Origin of the sequence: Pseudomonas sp. DR 5-09 (assembly GCF_001655595.1) — a bacterium.
Classification (GTDB): Bacteria; Pseudomonadota; Gammaproteobacteria; order Pseudomonadales; family Pseudomonadaceae; genus Aquipseudomonas; species Aquipseudomonas pharyngis.
Genome location: NZ_CP011566.1, coordinates 2,255,400 through 2,271,590, shown reverse-complemented (window position 1 = coordinate 2,271,590; position 16,191 = coordinate 2,255,400). Strand labels below are relative to the sequence as shown.

The 16,191-nt window shown below is 52.3% G+C and carries 15 protein-coding genes and 1 pseudogene; 7 read left to right on the top strand and 9 right to left on the bottom strand.

Annotated elements, in window-relative coordinates:
* Nucleotides 1–388 precede the first annotated feature (388 nt).
* Both PDR5_RS29205 and PDR5_RS10180 read left to right on the top strand, forming a co-directional pair.
* Nucleotides 389–1,012, top strand: coding sequence for a YbhB/YbcL family Raf kinase inhibitor-like protein (locus PDR5_RS29205; RefSeq protein ID WP_082934380.1), 624 nt, complete (start codon nt 389–391; stop codon nt 1,010–1,012).
* A 34-nt stretch (nt 1,013–1,046) separates the two neighbouring features.
* Complete coding sequence (locus tag PDR5_RS10180; RefSeq protein ID WP_064595010.1) at nt 1,047–1,901, top strand: helix-turn-helix transcriptional regulator; 855 nt, start codon at nt 1,047–1,049, stop codon at nt 1,899–1,901.
* Here the strand turns inward: PDR5_RS10180 and PDR5_RS29645 are convergent.
* The 6 genes from PDR5_RS29645 to PDR5_RS10155 all read right to left on the bottom strand — a co-directional run bounded on the left by PDR5_RS29645 (nt 1,867) and on the right by PDR5_RS10155 (nt 8,964).
* Entirely contained in the window at nt 1,867–2,205 is a 339-nt protein-coding gene (locus PDR5_RS29645; protein WP_156669318.1) for a hypothetical protein, read from the bottom strand. The two genes, PDR5_RS10180 and PDR5_RS29645, sit on opposite strands and share 35 nt — an antisense overlap.
* A gap of 357 nt (nt 2,206–2,562) precedes the next feature.
* Nucleotides 2,563–2,850, bottom strand: a complete 288-nt coding sequence (locus PDR5_RS10175) for a LysR family transcriptional regulator (protein ID WP_064595008.1) — start codon at nt 2,848–2,850, stop codon at nt 2,563–2,565.
* Entirely contained in the window at nt 2,840–3,157 is a 318-nt protein-coding gene (locus tag PDR5_RS10170; protein ID WP_156669317.1) for an antibiotic biosynthesis monooxygenase, read from the bottom strand. Before PDR5_RS10170 ends, PDR5_RS10175 begins: the two co-directional genes overlap by 11 nt.
* 149 nt (nt 3,158–3,306) lie before the next feature.
* A complete protein-coding gene (locus tag PDR5_RS10165) occupies nt 3,307–4,719 on the bottom strand; it encodes an efflux transporter outer membrane subunit (RefSeq protein WP_064595003.1) in 1,413 nt (470 codons plus the stop codon).
* Complete coding sequence (srpB, locus tag PDR5_RS10160) at nt 4,709–7,858, bottom strand: solvent efflux RND transporter permease subunit SrpB (RefSeq protein ID WP_064595002.1); 3,150 nt, start codon at nt 7,856–7,858, stop codon at nt 4,709–4,711. Before srpB ends, PDR5_RS10165 begins: the two co-directional genes overlap by 11 nt.
* 11 nt (nt 7,859–7,869) lie before the next feature.
* On the bottom strand, nt 7,870–8,964 hold the full coding sequence (locus PDR5_RS10155) for an efflux RND transporter periplasmic adaptor subunit (protein WP_064600742.1): 1,095 nt from the start codon (nt 8,962–8,964) through the stop codon (nt 7,870–7,872).
* A 287-nt stretch (nt 8,965–9,251) separates the two neighbouring features.
* Between PDR5_RS10155 and PDR5_RS10150 the strand changes: the two genes are divergently transcribed.
* Both PDR5_RS10150 and PDR5_RS30310 read left to right on the top strand, forming a co-directional pair.
* A complete protein-coding gene (locus PDR5_RS10150) occupies nt 9,252–10,031 on the top strand; it encodes an IclR family transcriptional regulator (protein WP_064594999.1) in 780 nt (259 codons plus the stop codon).
* 9 nt (nt 10,032–10,040) lie between these two features.
* Complete coding sequence (locus PDR5_RS30310; RefSeq protein WP_082934379.1) at nt 10,041–10,484, top strand: TetR family transcriptional regulator; 444 nt, start codon at nt 10,041–10,043, stop codon at nt 10,482–10,484.
* Between the two features lie 319 nt (nt 10,485–10,803).
* Here the strand turns inward: PDR5_RS30310 and PDR5_RS10140 are convergent, their stop codons facing one another.
* From PDR5_RS10140 to PDR5_RS29200, 3 genes and pseudogenes are all read right to left on the bottom strand, one after another.
* Nucleotides 10,804–11,808, bottom strand: coding sequence for an AraC family transcriptional regulator (locus PDR5_RS10140; RefSeq protein ID WP_064594996.1), 1,005 nt, complete (start codon nt 11,806–11,808; stop codon nt 10,804–10,806).
* Between the two features lie 105 nt (nt 11,809–11,913).
* The gene (locus PDR5_RS10135) at nt 11,914–13,023 is read right to left on the bottom strand and encodes an alcohol dehydrogenase catalytic domain-containing protein (protein ID WP_064594994.1); all 1,110 of its coding nucleotides are present in this window, start codon (nt 13,021–13,023) and stop codon (nt 11,914–11,916) included.
* 173 nt (nt 13,024–13,196) lie between these two features.
* Nucleotides 13,197–13,569 (bottom strand): annotated as a pseudogene (locus tag PDR5_RS29200) (helix-turn-helix domain-containing protein); the annotation flags it as partial.
* A gap of 652 nt (nt 13,570–14,221) precedes the next feature.
* Here PDR5_RS29200 and PDR5_RS29195 point away from each other — a divergent pair.
* The 3 genes from PDR5_RS29195 (at nt 14,222) to PDR5_RS10115 (ending at nt 16,162) form a co-directional block, all read left to right on the top strand.
* Nucleotides 14,222–14,971: a hypothetical protein gene (locus tag PDR5_RS29195; RefSeq protein WP_082934377.1), complete on the top strand. Its 750-nt coding sequence runs from the start codon at nt 14,222–14,224 to the stop codon at nt 14,969–14,971.
* A gap of 115 nt (nt 14,972–15,086) precedes the next feature.
* Nucleotides 15,087–15,317 carry an AlpA family transcriptional regulator gene (locus PDR5_RS10120; RefSeq protein WP_064594988.1) on the top strand — a complete coding sequence of 77 codons (231 nt, stop codon included), beginning with the start codon at nt 15,087–15,089 and terminating at the stop codon, nt 15,315–15,317.
* Nucleotides 15,317–16,162: a ParA family protein gene (locus tag PDR5_RS10115; protein ID WP_064594986.1), complete on the top strand. Its 846-nt coding sequence runs from the start codon at nt 15,317–15,319 to the stop codon at nt 16,160–16,162. Before PDR5_RS10120 ends, PDR5_RS10115 begins: the two co-directional genes overlap by 1 nt.
* Nucleotides 16,163–16,191: the final 29 nt, after the last annotated feature.

Sequence of the window (16,191 nt, the reverse complement as noted above, 5' to 3'; positions counted from 1 at the left end):
TAGCTGTGGGTGGAAAGCAGCTTGGCGAACGCGGCGTTAATAACATGTAATGCAGTTTTTGCAGGGTACATAGGTTCTTGCCTCTTATTATTGGACACTCACGAACGGCGAGGCGAGGTGACGATTGGTGAGCCGCCGAAAGTAGTGAAGGAAAATATGGCGTTGTCGTGCATGCGCTCACCGATGGCGATAGCGGTCGATGCAGGGACCTGAACAAGTTGACTGGATGGGTGCCGTTTATGATTGGCTGAGTCAAAGGCTGAACTCCCCTCAACTGTAAAATCACTCCCACAGCTGCTTCTCGAAGGCTGGCAAATGTCCGAGCTCAGAGAGTCCATTTCTCAATGAGTCAGGCGTCCGGTACCTCACCGTTTATTCAGGCCCAACCATGAAACTGAGCAGTAACTCATTCGATGACAACGCAGCTATCCCGGGGAAATACGCCTTTGCCGTTCCCAACGCGCAGAGCCGCTATACCCTCTCGACCAACCGCAATCCACATCTGGCCTGGACGGAAGTCCCGGAGCACACTCAATCGTTCGTTCTGATATGCCACGACCCAGATGTCCCGAGTGTGGGCGATGATGTCAATCAGGAGGGTAAATCTATTGCCGCGTCATTGCCGCGTGTAGATTTTTACCACTGGTTATTGATCGACATACCTGCGAGCCAGAGGGAAATTAACGAAGGGAGCCATAGCAGCGGAATCACTCCCCAAGGCAAAAATGGTCCGCAGGCCGCGGATGGCCAACGCCATGGCCTCAATGATTACACGGCCTGGTTTGCATCGGACCCACAAATGTCCGGCGACTATTTTGGTTACGATGGTCCATGCCCGCCGTGGAATGATGAGCGGCTGCATCGCTACGTATTCACCTTCTACGCTCTGGATGTACCCTGCCTTGAGGTACAAGGCCCGCTTCAAGGCGCCAATATCCTTGATGCGCTGCAAGGGCATGTACTGGCCAAGGCCAGCCTTACAGGTACCTATACCCTAAATATGAACCTGTGATTTTCCAGGCAACTTCAGGAACCCCACTCTCTCCATGGACCGAGCCAACCTAGTGACTGGCCCGCAACTCGACGACGCCCGATGGCTGCTGCCATCGGGTGCGCGCCTGAAAGCAAACACGATGTGCATGCTGGCCTGCCCACGCCTGATACAGGCTCAACATGCGACCAACTTCCGCTTTTTTGAGGCTACGGTGCTGGTCGTGACATCGGGTCATTTAACATTGGAAAAAGATGAAAGGATCTGGGAGTTGGCTGACTCTCACACCCTCATGGTCGTGGCCAAAAACTCAATCACTAATATTCAAAAAAAACCCGACAAAAATAGTTCGGTGTTTACCTCTCTTTTTTTGACGTTTGCACCCGGTCTCATCACTGAGTTTCACCAACGCTATGGCCAACACCTCACGCACGCATCCACGATCAATGAATGCAAGACGACTGAACTGGATGAAGATCTGAATGATGCATTGCAGTTTTGTATTCGCGGAATCAACTCGCGAACCATTTCACGGGCGCAACAGACCAACCGCTTGCTGGGACTTCTGCTGTCATTGCAGGAACGGGGCATTGCATTTCCTCGCCCTTCAGCTCCTGGCATCGTTGAGCGGCTAACTCAGTTGCTGGTCAAGGCTCCGGAAAAAAACTGGACCGCGGCTGAAGTAGCTCGTGAATTGGCGGTCAGCGAGGCCACCTTCAGGCGTCGCCTTGCAGAAGAAGGCATCAGCTTCAGCACAATGTTGACCGAGATTAGGATGCACCATGCGATGATGCTCTTACAAACGACGCACTTTAGTATTTCGCAAATTGCCGACGCTTGTGGCTACCGTGCCGTTTCGAGGTTTTCAATGCGCTTTAAAAGTCGCTTTGGTTTCTCTCCTGGACGATAACAAAGAAACGGATGGCTCCATCCGTTATATGCCCGCTTTTGGTTAGCTCTGTTGAACACAGTCGGCCAAGTTTCCACCACATAAATGTGCTGATGTGAATCCAGTAGGTAATCAGACCCGTATCCGGTTTCCAGTGATGCAGGAGTAACGCGCGTGACTCCATGTACGAAGCCTCTTCAGCTTCTGCATCCAGTGCCAACGTCGTGCCGGAGGCGGCGCACAATAATGTTCCGCTAAAACGTAATTGCAACGAGCGGTGAATGCGTCCGCACACCACACTTTCAATCGCCGGATAGCGCTGCATAACCCCGCACAACCGCTCTGAATTTTAGCAGGCATACGTGTGGACTTAGGCTTTACTAGCCCCAAGCAAAAGGCCTCTCGATTAGCGTCGCCATGCCCGCCTACAGCACTCGCCTGCAACACTAAGAACCGATACAGTTAATTATCTAAACTCCAACAACTATTTTATAATTACAAGCTGTGGCACAATCACCCATAGTCGCTACTCCCGAATGTGTGGTAACACGTTATTCTCCTTTGGTTTTCCGCCTGAGTTCGCGGCCTTTTCAAAAATATGGCGTTAATGTTATCAAACACTCACATATTCCGTAGGGATAATGATCGTGTCACTATGAGGTAAAAGCACCTAAGGCAGGAGCTAGTCAGAATCGTCCATTTTTTGTAACGCATCCTGCAACTGCTTAAATCCAGGGGTCAATAGTACTACCAGTTGATCGGCTTTTTCGGTGGAGCGCCAAACTCCCCTGCGATAAAAGAGCTCATCCTTGAACCTAACCCGTAGCCTGGCAAGGGTGTTACTGACTGCAGGCTGCTTGACGCCAAGGCAAGCAGCTGCACGGGTAACTCCACCCTCTCTGTGTACCACCAGAAAAGTAATCAAACTGTGCAGATCGGCATCGAGTAATTTTTTTTCATCAAAGGGCATATTCACCCTCAGACTCACTTCGCATGAAAAAAGTTTTGAAACGCAGGCTGAAGCATCGCGGCATGAGGTGGTCAAAAAGTGCGGTAAAGCTCGCACTGGAACAGTGCTCAAGCATACTTGCCTCATCCTCCCAATATCCGGTAAAAAGAATCGCGCCTGGTAGATACTGAACTGAAGACATTTCGTACCCTAAACACCCCTCATGTGTCTTTAAGACATCAAGAATCATCTCCACTCCATCAATGAATACATCTTCAATGGGCGCAGAAAAACACACTTCCAAGGTGTTGATATTGCCAAGTTCCATGATAATCACGCGCTAAATAAGGGTATAGGGTCCCTACTACTCAGTCCGTAGACAAGTCGCGGGAAACCCTCTTCACTGGATGGGCTTTGAGCTGTTCAGCCAACGCGGCTTCAAGCTTCAGTCACTTCTAACTTAAAACCGTCGTACTTTTAAATACGATCTGCACTCCATCCTCCTCCGAGTGCTTTATACAGCTGCACCTCACTACTAATCTGTTCCAATTGATCATTGAGTAGTTTTTGCTGGGAAACGAACAATTCTCTTTGCGCGTCGAGAACGGTTAAGTAGCTGTCAACACCTTGATCATAACGCTGCTTCGCCAATTTGAAGTACGCCTTATAGTTGTCCACCAGTAGCGCCTGAGCGGAAAGTTGTTCACCATAGGTTCCCCGCGCGGCCAAGCCATCAGCAACTTCACGAAAAGCGACTTGAATGCTTTTCTCGTAAGTTGCGACACTGACTTCCTTTTGAATTTCGGAGTAGTCGAGGTTTGCCCGTAGCCGGCCAGCGTTAAAGATAGGCACACTGATCAGGGGGACAAAGTTCCAGCTCTCGGAACCACTATTAAATAGACCGTCCAAGTCATTGCTGGAAGTCCCCGCCGACGCCGTCAGGCTAATTCGCGGAAAAAAGGCTGCGCGTGCGGCACCGATGTTGGCATTTGCTGCTAACAACTGGTGTTCGGCCGCCCGGATATCAGGACGATTGAGCAAAAGATCCGCGGGAAGCCCGCCTGGAACCTCGGCTAACGCATTGATGGTCAAGGGTGTGCCCTGGGAAAGCTCCACTGGTACCGGACTACCCAGAAGCAATTGCAGCGCGTTGGCATCTTCAGCAATGCGACGGGTGTATAACGCCTTTTGGGCCGTCGCTTGGTTGACCAAAGTCCGCGCCTGCCGAACATCCAGTTCGGAGGCGGTTCCTGCCCCGGCGGTCGCTTCAATCATGTCCAAACTTTCAACATGACTTGCAAGGGTCGCCTCAGTTAACTCCAATAAGGCCAAATCAGTGCGCCAGAGGAAATAAGTAGTCGCCACATCGCCGATCAAAGCAATATGAACACTGCGTTGGGCCTCCTCAGTTGCAAGGTACTGTTCAAGCGCTTGCTTAGACAGGCTTTGAATACGGCCGAAAAGATCGAGCTCGTATGAAGTGACGAACCCGACTTGATACTGGCTCTGTATACCCGACTCACCGGTAGACGAAAGGTCATCCGGTAGTCGTCGACGATCTCCAGACGCCGACCCATCTAGCGTCGGGAATCGTTCTGCTCGCTGAACGCGATACAACGCGCGATAGGCTTCAACATTCTTCGCCGCGATCCGTAGGTCGCGGTTGTTTTTCAGTGCTGTCCCGAGCAGGCGAACCAGTGCTGGGTCTTTAAAGAACTGATCCACCGCCGGGAGGTTGAACGGCTGGCTCTGGGCGTTCTTGTTTTCGCCATAGGCTAGTCCTTGCGGCCAACTTGCTTCAATTGGAGGTGCAGGCCGTTGGTAGTCAGGGATCAAGCTGCACCCACTGAGCATAAGGACGGCGGCTATCGGCAGCGTTTTAAGCTTCATGCTTTTCTCCTTCAACAGCTTGCGGATCGCGCTTTATGAACCCCTCGAACAACTTGATGATCACCACGAAAAATAGTGGCACGAAGAACACAGCGAGGACCGTAGCGGTAATCATGCCACCGACTACACCGGTAGCGATGGAGTGCTGACTACCCGAACCTGCACCTGAAGAAATCGCCATTGGAAGTACACCAAAGGTAAACGCCATGGATGTCATAAGAATCGGCCGCAGTCGCAGTTTCGATGCCTCGATAGCTGCTTTTACCAATGGATACCCCTGCTTCTCGTACAGTTCTTTTGCAAACTCGACGATCAGAATCGCGTTCTTGGCAGACAAGCCTACAGTCGTCATCAAGCCGATCTGGAAATACACATCTGCGGTCAGATCTCGCAATAGCGTTGCAACCACTGCGCCCAAGATGCCTAGTGGAACGACCAGCATTACGGACACTGGCACTGACCAGCTCTCATACAGAGCGGCCAAGCAGAGGAAAACAATCATCACCGTGAGCGCGTACAACATCGGAGCCTGGTCACCAGTTTGAATTTCTTCATAGGACAGGCCTGTGTAGTTCACACCAATGCCATTGGGCAGTTGCTGCATGATCTCAGCGATGGCAACCATTGCGTCGCCGGTGCTGTAACCAGGGGCAGGCTCACCCAAAATGTTCACCGAAGAAATACCACCATAGCGCTCCAGTTTTGGTGATCCCTGAACCCACTCGCTCGTGGCAAATGCCGAGAACGGCACCATCTGGTTTCGGCTATTACGTACGTACCACTTTTCAAAATCTTCAGGAGAAATGCGTGAAGTATCCTCGCCTTGGATGTAAACGCGTTTCACGCGACCACGATCAATGAAATCGTTGACGTACATCGACCCCCACGCAGCGGTCATCGTCTCGTTGATGGCTGCGATGCTCACCTGTAAGGCACGAGCTTTCTCGTCATCAATCTTCACCTGAAACTGTGGTTCATCATCCTTTCCGTTTGGGCGAACAGCCTGAAGCGTCGGATGTTGGCCGGCCAACTGCAAGAATTGATCGCGTGCAGCCATCAGCGCCTCATGGCCCAGTCCTAAATTGTCTTGAAGGTAAAGGTTAAACCCCATCGCATTGCCCATCTCCAAAATGGCCGGAGGAACAAAGGACATGACACTCGCATCCTTGATGCCCGCAAAATGCTGGTTGGCCCTTTGAGCGATGCTGAACACATCATGGCCTGTGTCGTGACGGACGGACCAATCTTTCAAAGTGATCAAAGCCAACCCGGAGTTTTGACCACGACCGGCAAAGTTGAAGCCGTTTACGGTGAGTACATGCTCGACCGATGCGCCTTCCTCGTTCAGCAGGTAATTGCGCACTTCGTCAAGCACGGCCTCTGTTCGCTCTGCAGAGGAGTTGGGAGGCATGCGAACTTCGACCATCATCAACCCCTGGTCCTCATTCGGCAGAAATGCCTTGGGGATCTGGGTGAACAAATAGCCTGTACCCGCAGTAATCAATGCGAAAACGAGGAGATATCGACCACGGTGCTTGAGCATCGCGCCAATGCCGCGTTCAAAGCGCCGTGTGCCGCGATCAAACGTTCGGTTGAACCAACCAAAAAATCCTGTTTTTTCATGATGGGCATCACCGTGAGGCGCTTTCAAAATGGTGACGCACAAAGCTGGTGTGAAGATCATCGCAACGAGAATCGACAAGCCCATGCACACCACGATGGTGACGGCGAACTGCTTATAGATGATCCCCGCAGAGCCGCCAAAGAACGCCATTGGAATGAAGACAGCCGACAGAACCATCCCGATACCGACCAAAGCACCAGAAATCTGGTCCATGGATTTACGAGTAGCCTCCAGCGGAGATAACCCTTCCTCGTGCATAAGACGCTCGACGTTCTCTACAACGACGATGGCATCGTCAACGAGCAGGCCGATCGCAAGGACCATCGCGTACATGGTCAACACGTTGATGCTGATCCCAAAATACGGAAGCAATGCAAACGTCGCCAGCAGCACAACGGGAACAGCCAGGGTTGGAATCAACGTAGCTCGGAAACTTTGCAAGAACAGGTACATCACTAGGAAGACCAGTACGACGGCTTCGATGATGGTGTGTACTACTGAATCAATCGAGGCGTTTACAACAGGCGTCGTATCATACGGATAGACAACCTCAACTCCGTCTGGCAGATAGGCCTTCTGCTTTTCCATCAATGCTTTGACAGCATCCACAGTCTCCAACAAATTACCGCCAGTGGACAAACGCAACGCCAGACTCGCCGTCGGCAGTTCTTTGTATTTGGCAGATATCGCAAAGCTGTCCGCACCCAACTCGGCTCGTCCAACGTCCTTCAAGCGGACCTGTGAACCGTCTGGATTCACTTTGACTAGCACGTCCTCAAATTGCGCTGGTGTTGTCATGCGCGTTTTACCGAGAACAGTAGCGTTTAGCTGGACTCCAGAACGCGTGGGTAGCCCCCCCAATTGACCAGACGAAACCTGAACGTTCTGCTCACGGATGGCGGCTGCTACGTCGCTCGGGGTCAACTGGTAGCTATTGAGCTTTCCAGGATCGAGCCAGATACGCATCGCATATGGGGAACCGAACAGTTGGAAGTCACCAACCCCAGGGACCCGAGAGATGGGGTCCTGCAGTTGCGAGGCAATCAGGTTGCCTAAGTCAAAGTTGTCCAGCTTGCCCGAACGATCCACCAGGCTGAGCACCAAGAAGAAGTTCATCTGGTACTTAACCACGCGCAGCCCTTGACGCTGTACCTCCTCAGGAAGACGAGGCGTCGCCAACTGCAGCTTGTTCTGCACTTGAACTTGTGCGATATCCGGGTCGGTACCCTGTTCGAAAGTGACAATGATGGTCATGCTGCCATCGGAAGCGCTTTCAGCAGACATGTAGCGAAACCCATCCATGCCACTGAGCTGTTGCTCGATTACCTGAACCACCGTGTCCTGCACGGTTTGAGCAGAGGCACCAGGATAGCTGACTTGAATAGAAACCGCGGGAGCAGCAATGTTGGGGTATTGGCTGATTGGCATTTTCACCAATGACAGGGTACCGGCAAGCATCGCGACTATCGCAAGTACCCAGGCAAAAATTGGCCTATCGATAAAAAAGCGAGACATGAGCGGGCCCCTTATTTAGCCGAGGCATTGGATTTGATGGCGAATTCAGCAGCCAAATTGACGTTCCTGGCTTCAACAGCGCTGACGGTGATTCCGTTGCGGACCCGTTGGACGCCCTCGGTGATAACTTTTTCACCATCCTCCAGGCCTTCGCCGATCAGCCAGGCATTGCCAACCGAACGTAGGGTTTCTACTTCGCGCAGCTGCACGCTGTTGTCAGTCTTCACGACCCAGACGGTTGCAACTCCGCGGGTATCACGAGTAAGGGCTTGTTGCGGCACTAAGATGGCAGACTTTTGAACTCCCTCTTTCAGCAGCGCATGCACAAACATGCCAGGCAATAGCTTGCGGTCCGGGTTAGGAAATTCAGCGCGCAGCGTTACGGATCCGGTAGTCGGATCGACACTGACTTCGGAGAATCTGAGTACGCCTGGAATGGGGTAAGCACTACCGTCATCAAGCGTCAGGCTAACCTGCGCCTGATTATCCCCAGACTTCTGGAGGCGTCCCGAATCCAGTGCTTTTTGAAGCCCCAGCAGCTTGGTGATCGGCTGACTAACGTCCACAAAAATGGGATCAAGCTGAGTGACAGTAGCCAGAGCCTGATCTTGCCCGTTAGTGGCGAGAGCCCCTTCTGTCACGATAGAACGGCCGATACGGCCCGAAATTGGTGACAGCACTTTTGTGTACTGCACATTGACCAAAGCGACCTGATAGTCGGCCTCGGCCTGTTTAGAGGCAGCAAACGCATCGTCGAATTGCTGTTGGCTAACTGCTTTGCTTTTCAAAAGAGTTTCGTAACGCCGAGCCAAATTTGCGGCGGTAGTGCGATTCGCCTCCGCACGTTGCAACTGAGCTTGATAAGTGCGGGGATCGATCTGGTAGAGCTGCTGACCTTGTTTAACCTCAGCTCCCTCCCTGAACAATCGCTTTTGAATAATTCCCGAAACCTGAGGACGGACCTCGGCAACTCGATTAGCCGAGGTCCGTCCAGGTAAATCAGTCGTAAGCGTTAATGCTTGTGCATGCACTGTATACACCCCTACCTCAGGAGGTGCGGAGGTGGTTATGCCCTCCTCCTTCTTCCCACAGCCAGATAGCAGCATGATCGCTGTTAAAGGAATTATGTGTATCGCACGTAAAGGAATTTGGTGTTTCACCGTCAGGGCTCCATCTCGCTGCCTCAGGATCGAGGCGTTTGATCGCTGAATCACTATGCGGGATAGTGTATCATCTAGTGGTACTCATGGCGCAAGCAAGCATCCATGACTTGTGGCTAAGTGCTTTGAGCAAGGACTGCGTGTGATTGGGTGCTGGCGTAGTAAGGTGCACAGCACTAGAGTGGCAGCTAAATCAATGATTACGCGGCAGTTTTGCTGCGCCGAGGAGAGATATGAATCAAGCAGACGAGAGTGTTGAAAAAGCTGGGGGGATCCAGGTTATTGCTCGGGCAGCCTCCATCATGCGGGCATTGGGCGAGCATCCTCAGGGGTTGAGTCTGGCCGCGATCGCACAACTCGTTAGCCTGCCCCGATCAACCGTACAGCGCATTATTAACGCTCTGGAGGAGGAGTTTTTGGTTGAAGCGTTAGGTCCGAGTGGTGGATTCAAGCTAGGTCCTGCACTTGGTCAACTCATCAACCAAGCGCAAACGGACATCATTTCGCTGATTAAGCCCTACCTGCAGTCCTTGGCGGATGAGCTGCAAGAGTCGGTATGCCTAGCGTCGTTGGCAGGCGATAAAATTTATGTGTTGGATCGAATCGTGGCAGAGCGCGAACTGCGCGTTGTGTTTCCGATCGGCATCAACGTTCCTGCTACATCCACCGCCGCCGGCAAGGCATTGTTGGCAACACTTCCAGTAGAAGCGTTGCGGGCGCTGCTGCTTGATCCCCTTCCAGTTTTTACCGCTAACACACTGGACCGACAGGCACTGGACAAACAGCTATCTCAGGTGCAAGCGGGAGCTGTAGCAACAGACCGCGACGAACATATCGAGGGGGTTTGCTCGTTCGCCGTGCCATTGGATACCTACCTTGGGTATTTTTCCATTGCGATCGTACTGCCAAGCTCCCGGGCGACCTCAAGAACAAAGGTTCTTCAATCAGCATTGCGGGACAGCAAGCAAAAAATTGAGCGCGCCATCGGACGTGCGTCTAAGAAATCGTCTTGAAGCGAATAAATGGCTAGAAAGACCGCAGCAGAAACCGCGAAGACACGCCAGCGCATCCTTGATGCAGCTGCAGAAATTTTTGCCACCCAAGGATTCCCGGACACGACACTCGATCAAATTGCACGAAGAGCGGGTATGACTCGGGGAGCGGTCTATTGGCACTTCAAAGATAAACAGGATCTACTCCACTCCGTTTTGACAGAGCAAGCACACCCACTTGAATTGGAGATATCCACAGATGCCTGCCTAGAAACCGCTTGGACACGGGTACAGACTGCTCTGATCGATGCAGTCAGTAGGCAACAGTCAAAGCAGCTTTCAGAGATCCTGATTTATCACGGCCTAGATGATACCGGCGAGATCCAGTTGCGCTTGGTTAAAGCACGTGCGCAATTTATCCGTCACCTGTGCTCGGTTCTTGAGAACCGCAATCGCACGTGGAGAGCTGTCTGACAAACTCAATGTTCGAACCGTGACCGATATTTTGAAGGGGTCTGTAACCGGCCTGTTGTATGAATGCCTGAAATGCCCTGAGCAAGACACCCACATCATTCATTCCACGCTCCAATCTTTACTATATCTGCTCAAACATCCCCCGCCTCACCTACTCCAGTCAAATCCATTGGCTGAGCAGACCTGATATCGGAAGAAGAAAGCGCAACAGGACATGCATCCATCTGATCCAACAACCGCTCCAAGGCCGCCAGTTGACGCGCGCCAATGCGAATGAAGGTTAAGGGTTTGCCATCAACAGATGTTGAGCCAAGCTCATTTATCCCCCTCTTCGCTTGATCGTCATGGAAGGTGATTCTCCGAATCGCTGCTTGTAATCAGAGGAAAATCGACCGATATGGGTAAAGCCCCACTTCAACGCCGTGGACGACACCTGAACGTGAGTATGCTGCTGGGTTTCGAGATCTACACGAACGCGCTGCAGGCGAATCTCTTTCAAGAATTGCATCGGTGACAGTCCGCGGAAGCGTTGAAAACTCAGCTGAACTGTTCGAGCAGTCACGCCAGCGTGCCTTGCAATCTGCGAGATCGTGAGGGGCTCTTGAGCATGCTCTTCAATGAACTCCTCAATCATCCGTACAACCGCGGGGACTACCTTCTTTTCGGCCGAATCTCGCAGAGCCTGACTGTAATTACTTTCATGAAACTCGAGCAAAGAAGAGGCCAGCACCTCACCAATTAGGCTTTGTAGATTCGATGAATGTAATGACTTGGACGATAGCTGGCTGTAAGCCCACCCCAGTGTCTGCAGCCAATTCTGGCCAGCGAAGGTATCCACTGGCAACTGAGGCTGAAAGAAAATGTCTTGCTTGATACTCCTCCCCAACTGACGTTGAAGCATGGTTTCCAGCGCCGTTCGATCAATACGGACGAGCAGCTTGTCAGTGCCAGGGAAATGATTGAAGAAGGAGTGTCGATGGTAGTTGAAAACTGTGACATGCCCCGGGTTGCAGCTGAGGCGTAACTGATCACTGATCACGTGCTCATGTCCAGTGAGGACCGACTGGACCAGCACGATATTATCCAGCTTCCCTGAGTGGATAGCGACCTCTCCCCCAAAGGACATTCTGGCAACCCCAGCCTCGCCAGCCGATCGATGAAAAAATTGAGCCTTGAAGTCAGCTCCCTTTTTCTCAATCTGGTTCTTGCAAAACATCCGCTCACCGCACAGTACTGCCTCCTCAAGATTGGACGACTCGCAGACACTGAAATCCGCGAGGACCTGATCAGATGGTATAAATGGGAAGACATTGGGCCAGGTCATGGAAAGCCCTCAAGAACGGCAATAAGTTATACGAGCAACCTAGCAACAAATGGGAGTTGAGAACAACGTCATGGCGACGATCTGTATCGTCGCCATGCTTCGCCGTTAGTCGTGCATGATATGGTAGTTCAAGAAGCCGCTGGCATCGGTTTGGATGTCTTCAAGGGCTTGGTTGAGCTGGTCCAACGTGTACGGCCGAGGTGCCCACTGATTGGTGTCGAGCAATCCCGCGCTGATCAACGCCATCAGCTCCTGCGCTTCTGCGGTGGTGAACCACAGGGAGCCGATGTACTGAAGCTGGGTACACATGAACGGGTGGGGATCGATCGGAATAGGTCCGCTGACACCGCCGATCTGTACGATCTTTCCTCCTGACGTGACGGCGTTCATGGCCGAAACAGAAAGCTCCGCCGGAGCCTTCGCGCCAAGCGTATCAACGACTGCATCAACTCCGCACATAGCCATTTCACGAATGCTTGAATGCAAGTCGGTACTCGTGATCTGCAGCGCACGAATGCGCTTTGGGGCCAGTTGGCGGAGCCTTTCGAGTGCAATCCCATCTCGTGCTGCCACGATGATATCCGTCACGCCCATCGCTACTGCGACAAGCGTCGCGCCGATACCCAAGGTTCCAGAAGCCCCCAGAACCAGCAAGCTCTTACCTGGCGTGAGTTCGAGCTTTTTCAACGCAGAGTAAGCAGTGCCCAGGTATCCAAGGCGTGTGGCTAGCTCGAATGACAAGTCGTCAGCCAAAGTGATCAGGTTACGCGCAGGAGCTCGGAGGTATTGGGCGTACCCTGCATGGCGATACTCGCGGAATACCTCTTTCGAAGACGGGCTGAATCCGAAATAGCCCATGAAGGTGTAGCTAGCGCACCGCGTCGGAAGGCCGGCCAGGCACTGTTTGCATGTACCGCAGCTCAGTCCAGGATTGACATAGACCCGGTCGCCTTCCTTGAAATCTTTCACGGAGCGACCTACCGATATCACGGTGCCAGCGGCGTCTAAGCCGAACACAGCAGGCAGCTCAGGCAGTGGTAGAAACGGGTACCACTCAGGGAAATTTGTGACGACGTTACGCAAATTGGGGATAACAGCACAGGTGGCAGTTTTGATCAGGACGTCATGCTCTCCAACATCAGGAAGCGGAATTTCGTCCACGGTAAATTTGCCACCAACTTCGTGGAGGCGAGCGGCCAACATCGTACCAGGCATGAAGCAAACCCTCTTTTTTTGTTGTCCGGGCTGGGGGCTCTTGGGAGCCGTTGAGGTGTGACCGGCGCATCGGCCACAGCTCTAATTATCCGCTCGACTTCAAACATGGCTATCCAGGTCCAGTAGCCGCTATCCAGATAACGAAATTAATTGACGTCGTTCGCTGAGGGTTGAGGTGGTGCAGCCAGATCTTGAGCCATGCGCCGCGTACTCCAATGACTGGAATCGTCAGGTTTTCCTTGCAATACATGATTGACCACTTGCTGAACTTGCTCATCCGAAAAGGTGCGGGGCCGACCAGAGCGCGGCTCATCGTTCAAGCCCAGCAATCCCAATACAGAAAAACGCTGGCACCATCGAGACACCACATCTTTGCTGGTTTTCAAGCGCAAAGCGATGGCTTTGCCTGACTCGCCGGCTGGACAAGCGAGGATTATTTCGGCGCGCAGGCGTGCATCCTGGACGCCTTTCCGGAGCTTGATCCGTCTAAGCAGTTCCACTCTATCCGTTTTCAGATAGGGTAATGACAGTTGCTGGTCGGCCCATGTCGACACACTGCTTTCGATGAGTGAGTTTCTAAGAAGCGAGCGTGTTCTTGGTGCGGTAGTAGTGCACCGCTTTGAAGGAGGGCCCGCTCCATCACAAGGATTTATAACGTGTCCATCGATCCATCATTCAAGGGGCAACATATCGTGAAAAGAATACGCTTCCGTGCCGCAAATGCCCCCGCTTAACAAGCATGAAGAATCCGATGTGCAGCTCCGTCACGAAACCTTGAGTGGAATATCCGGTCTTTCAATGGCGTGATTGGCAGTTTCGATGTAGTCATCGATAAGAGGACGTTGTGTAGTACGTTGCTCTAAACCGTGTATCGAACAAAATTCGATGACAGAGAAAATCGAACGCCGCGCCATTGCGAAGTAGTAGGCCCACGTACTTTGGTGCAGGCAATCAGAGGTCTGTTTTGAGTTGGATGTAGTGAAGCGCATGGCGTTGAAAGATCGGTCATCATCAGACTCTTAACCTGGCTCACACTCCCCGAGATAGCTCATGCATCGAAAAAGTTATTTGCTTAGCTGAAAACGAAATTAGCGTAACTAGTAGGTGAACCAAAGAAACAGCTAGGGTGATTAGCGAGTTTTGATTTATGGATAGTCGATGAGAGGCCTATCCATTGGGACTGGAGGTCCGCCACATTATGCCCGCTCATGCTTTCAATCCGCATGCCAAAACTTTCTATCGTCCTATAGATGCAGCATTGCGCTGGTGTAATCTCATTCGCTATGAAGCCCAAATAGTCCAGGCAGACTGGTCTCGTCCCGGAAATCTTGAAACCCTATTTCCCCAATGGCCCGCCCTTCACGTCGCTACTGAAAGAATTTTAGACGCGGTGCGCAACGGAGAGCTGCCGTATGGTTGCCTCGGCATTCCTGTTCCTTTAGGAAGCTATGTAGAGCCATACCAGTTAACAGTTCGCCATTCGGACTTACGCCGTTGGATGGAAACTCATTACCCTGACCATAAGCCTAGCTTTTTATTCGAGGCCGGTGAGGATGCACCTGCAAAAGTCAGTCTCGGAACGTTTCTCTCTGTGAAAGCAGATCGAGATGAGTTATCGAGGGAGTTAAAAGCGCAACAGCAGCGCTTTCAAGAAGTACTTGCAGAGCTCCAGTCGATTGGACTTGAAAGAGATGACCTCAAAGCCTTGGCCAAAACGAATGGTCAGCTCAGCGAGCGTAGCGAGCTCACCTATCACAACATCATTGGCGCATTGGTCAGCCTTCTCTTGGACCATTCACCCGCCGGAAAACCTCTTTCCGTATTCACGAATCAAGCAGCCATCGTTGATGCCATTGTCGCCCGCCATAAGGATGTTCCCGGCCTCAGCAAGCGCACGCTGGATGAAAAGTTTGCCGTGGCCAATCGTAGCCTCAAAAAAAATACCTGATCGAGCCAATTGCGTTGCAGTAGGGTTGATTGCAATGCAATGACTCATCCGACTTAGTGCGATTCAATCCATGTCACTTACCAGCACGCGCCAACTGGCGCCAGGAGTGACTAGCATGTCCAGCCAATCTATCCCCTCAGTTGAAGCCACTCAACTCCAACGCCACATCATGCGACGTGATGAGGTTGAGCAAAAAACCGGTTTCAAGCGTGCGCACATTTACAACCTGATGAAGGAAGGTAAGTTTCCACAGGCCAAGCGCATCGGACTGCGCGCAGTTGGCTGGGACTCACTGGAAATCGAGCACTGGATTGCAGAACGCCTTTCGCGACAGGAGGGAGGGTGATGCACGTGGTCTCGGTGGTTTCCACCAAGGGTGGGGTAGGCAAAACCACAGTAGCAGCGAACCTCGGCGGCCTGCTGGCAGATGCTGGCCTGCGTGTTCTGCTGTTGGATCTGGATAGCCAGCCCACCCTCTCCAGTTATTATTCATTGAGCCAGAAAGCGCAGGCAGGTGCGTACGAGCTCATTGCACTCAATCTAACAATATCTGAGCGAATAATTTCCAGGACTGCAGTCGTCGGTCTCGACCTGATTTTCTCCAACGACGATCAAGATCGACTGAGCACCTTGTTGCTGCATGCACCTGATGGGCGACTACGCCTGCACAATTTACTCAACGATTTGCATCTCAATTATGACCTGCTTTTGATTGATACTCAGGGAGCACGCAGTGTACTGCTGGAGATGGCCATCCTGGCCTCCGATCTCGCCCTATCTCCCATCACACCAGAAATGCTCGCTGCCCGCGAAATGCGCCGTGGCACCTTGAAGCTACTGAGTGAGCTCGAACCGTTTCGCCACCTAGGCATTGACCCGCCGCCCTTACGGCTCTTACTGAACCAAGTGAACGTCAATCGAGTGGACACCCGGATGATCATCCGGAGCCTGCGCGAGACTTTCGCAGAGGCTACCAATATCTCGGTGCTAGACACCGTAATCCCGGACCGCGTGGCATATCTCAATGCCGCCTCCCTCGGCTTACCGGTCCACCGAATAGATAAGTGCCCGTCGAGTAAACGCCGACGCTCGCCGTGTGCGTTAGAAATCATGCAAGCGCTGGCTATCGAATTATTTCCTGAATGGCGCGAAGCGATCTCATCGGTAATGAGGTGTGCGGAGCCTCGATAAAACAAATCGCCCAATCAGCATTTCACCAA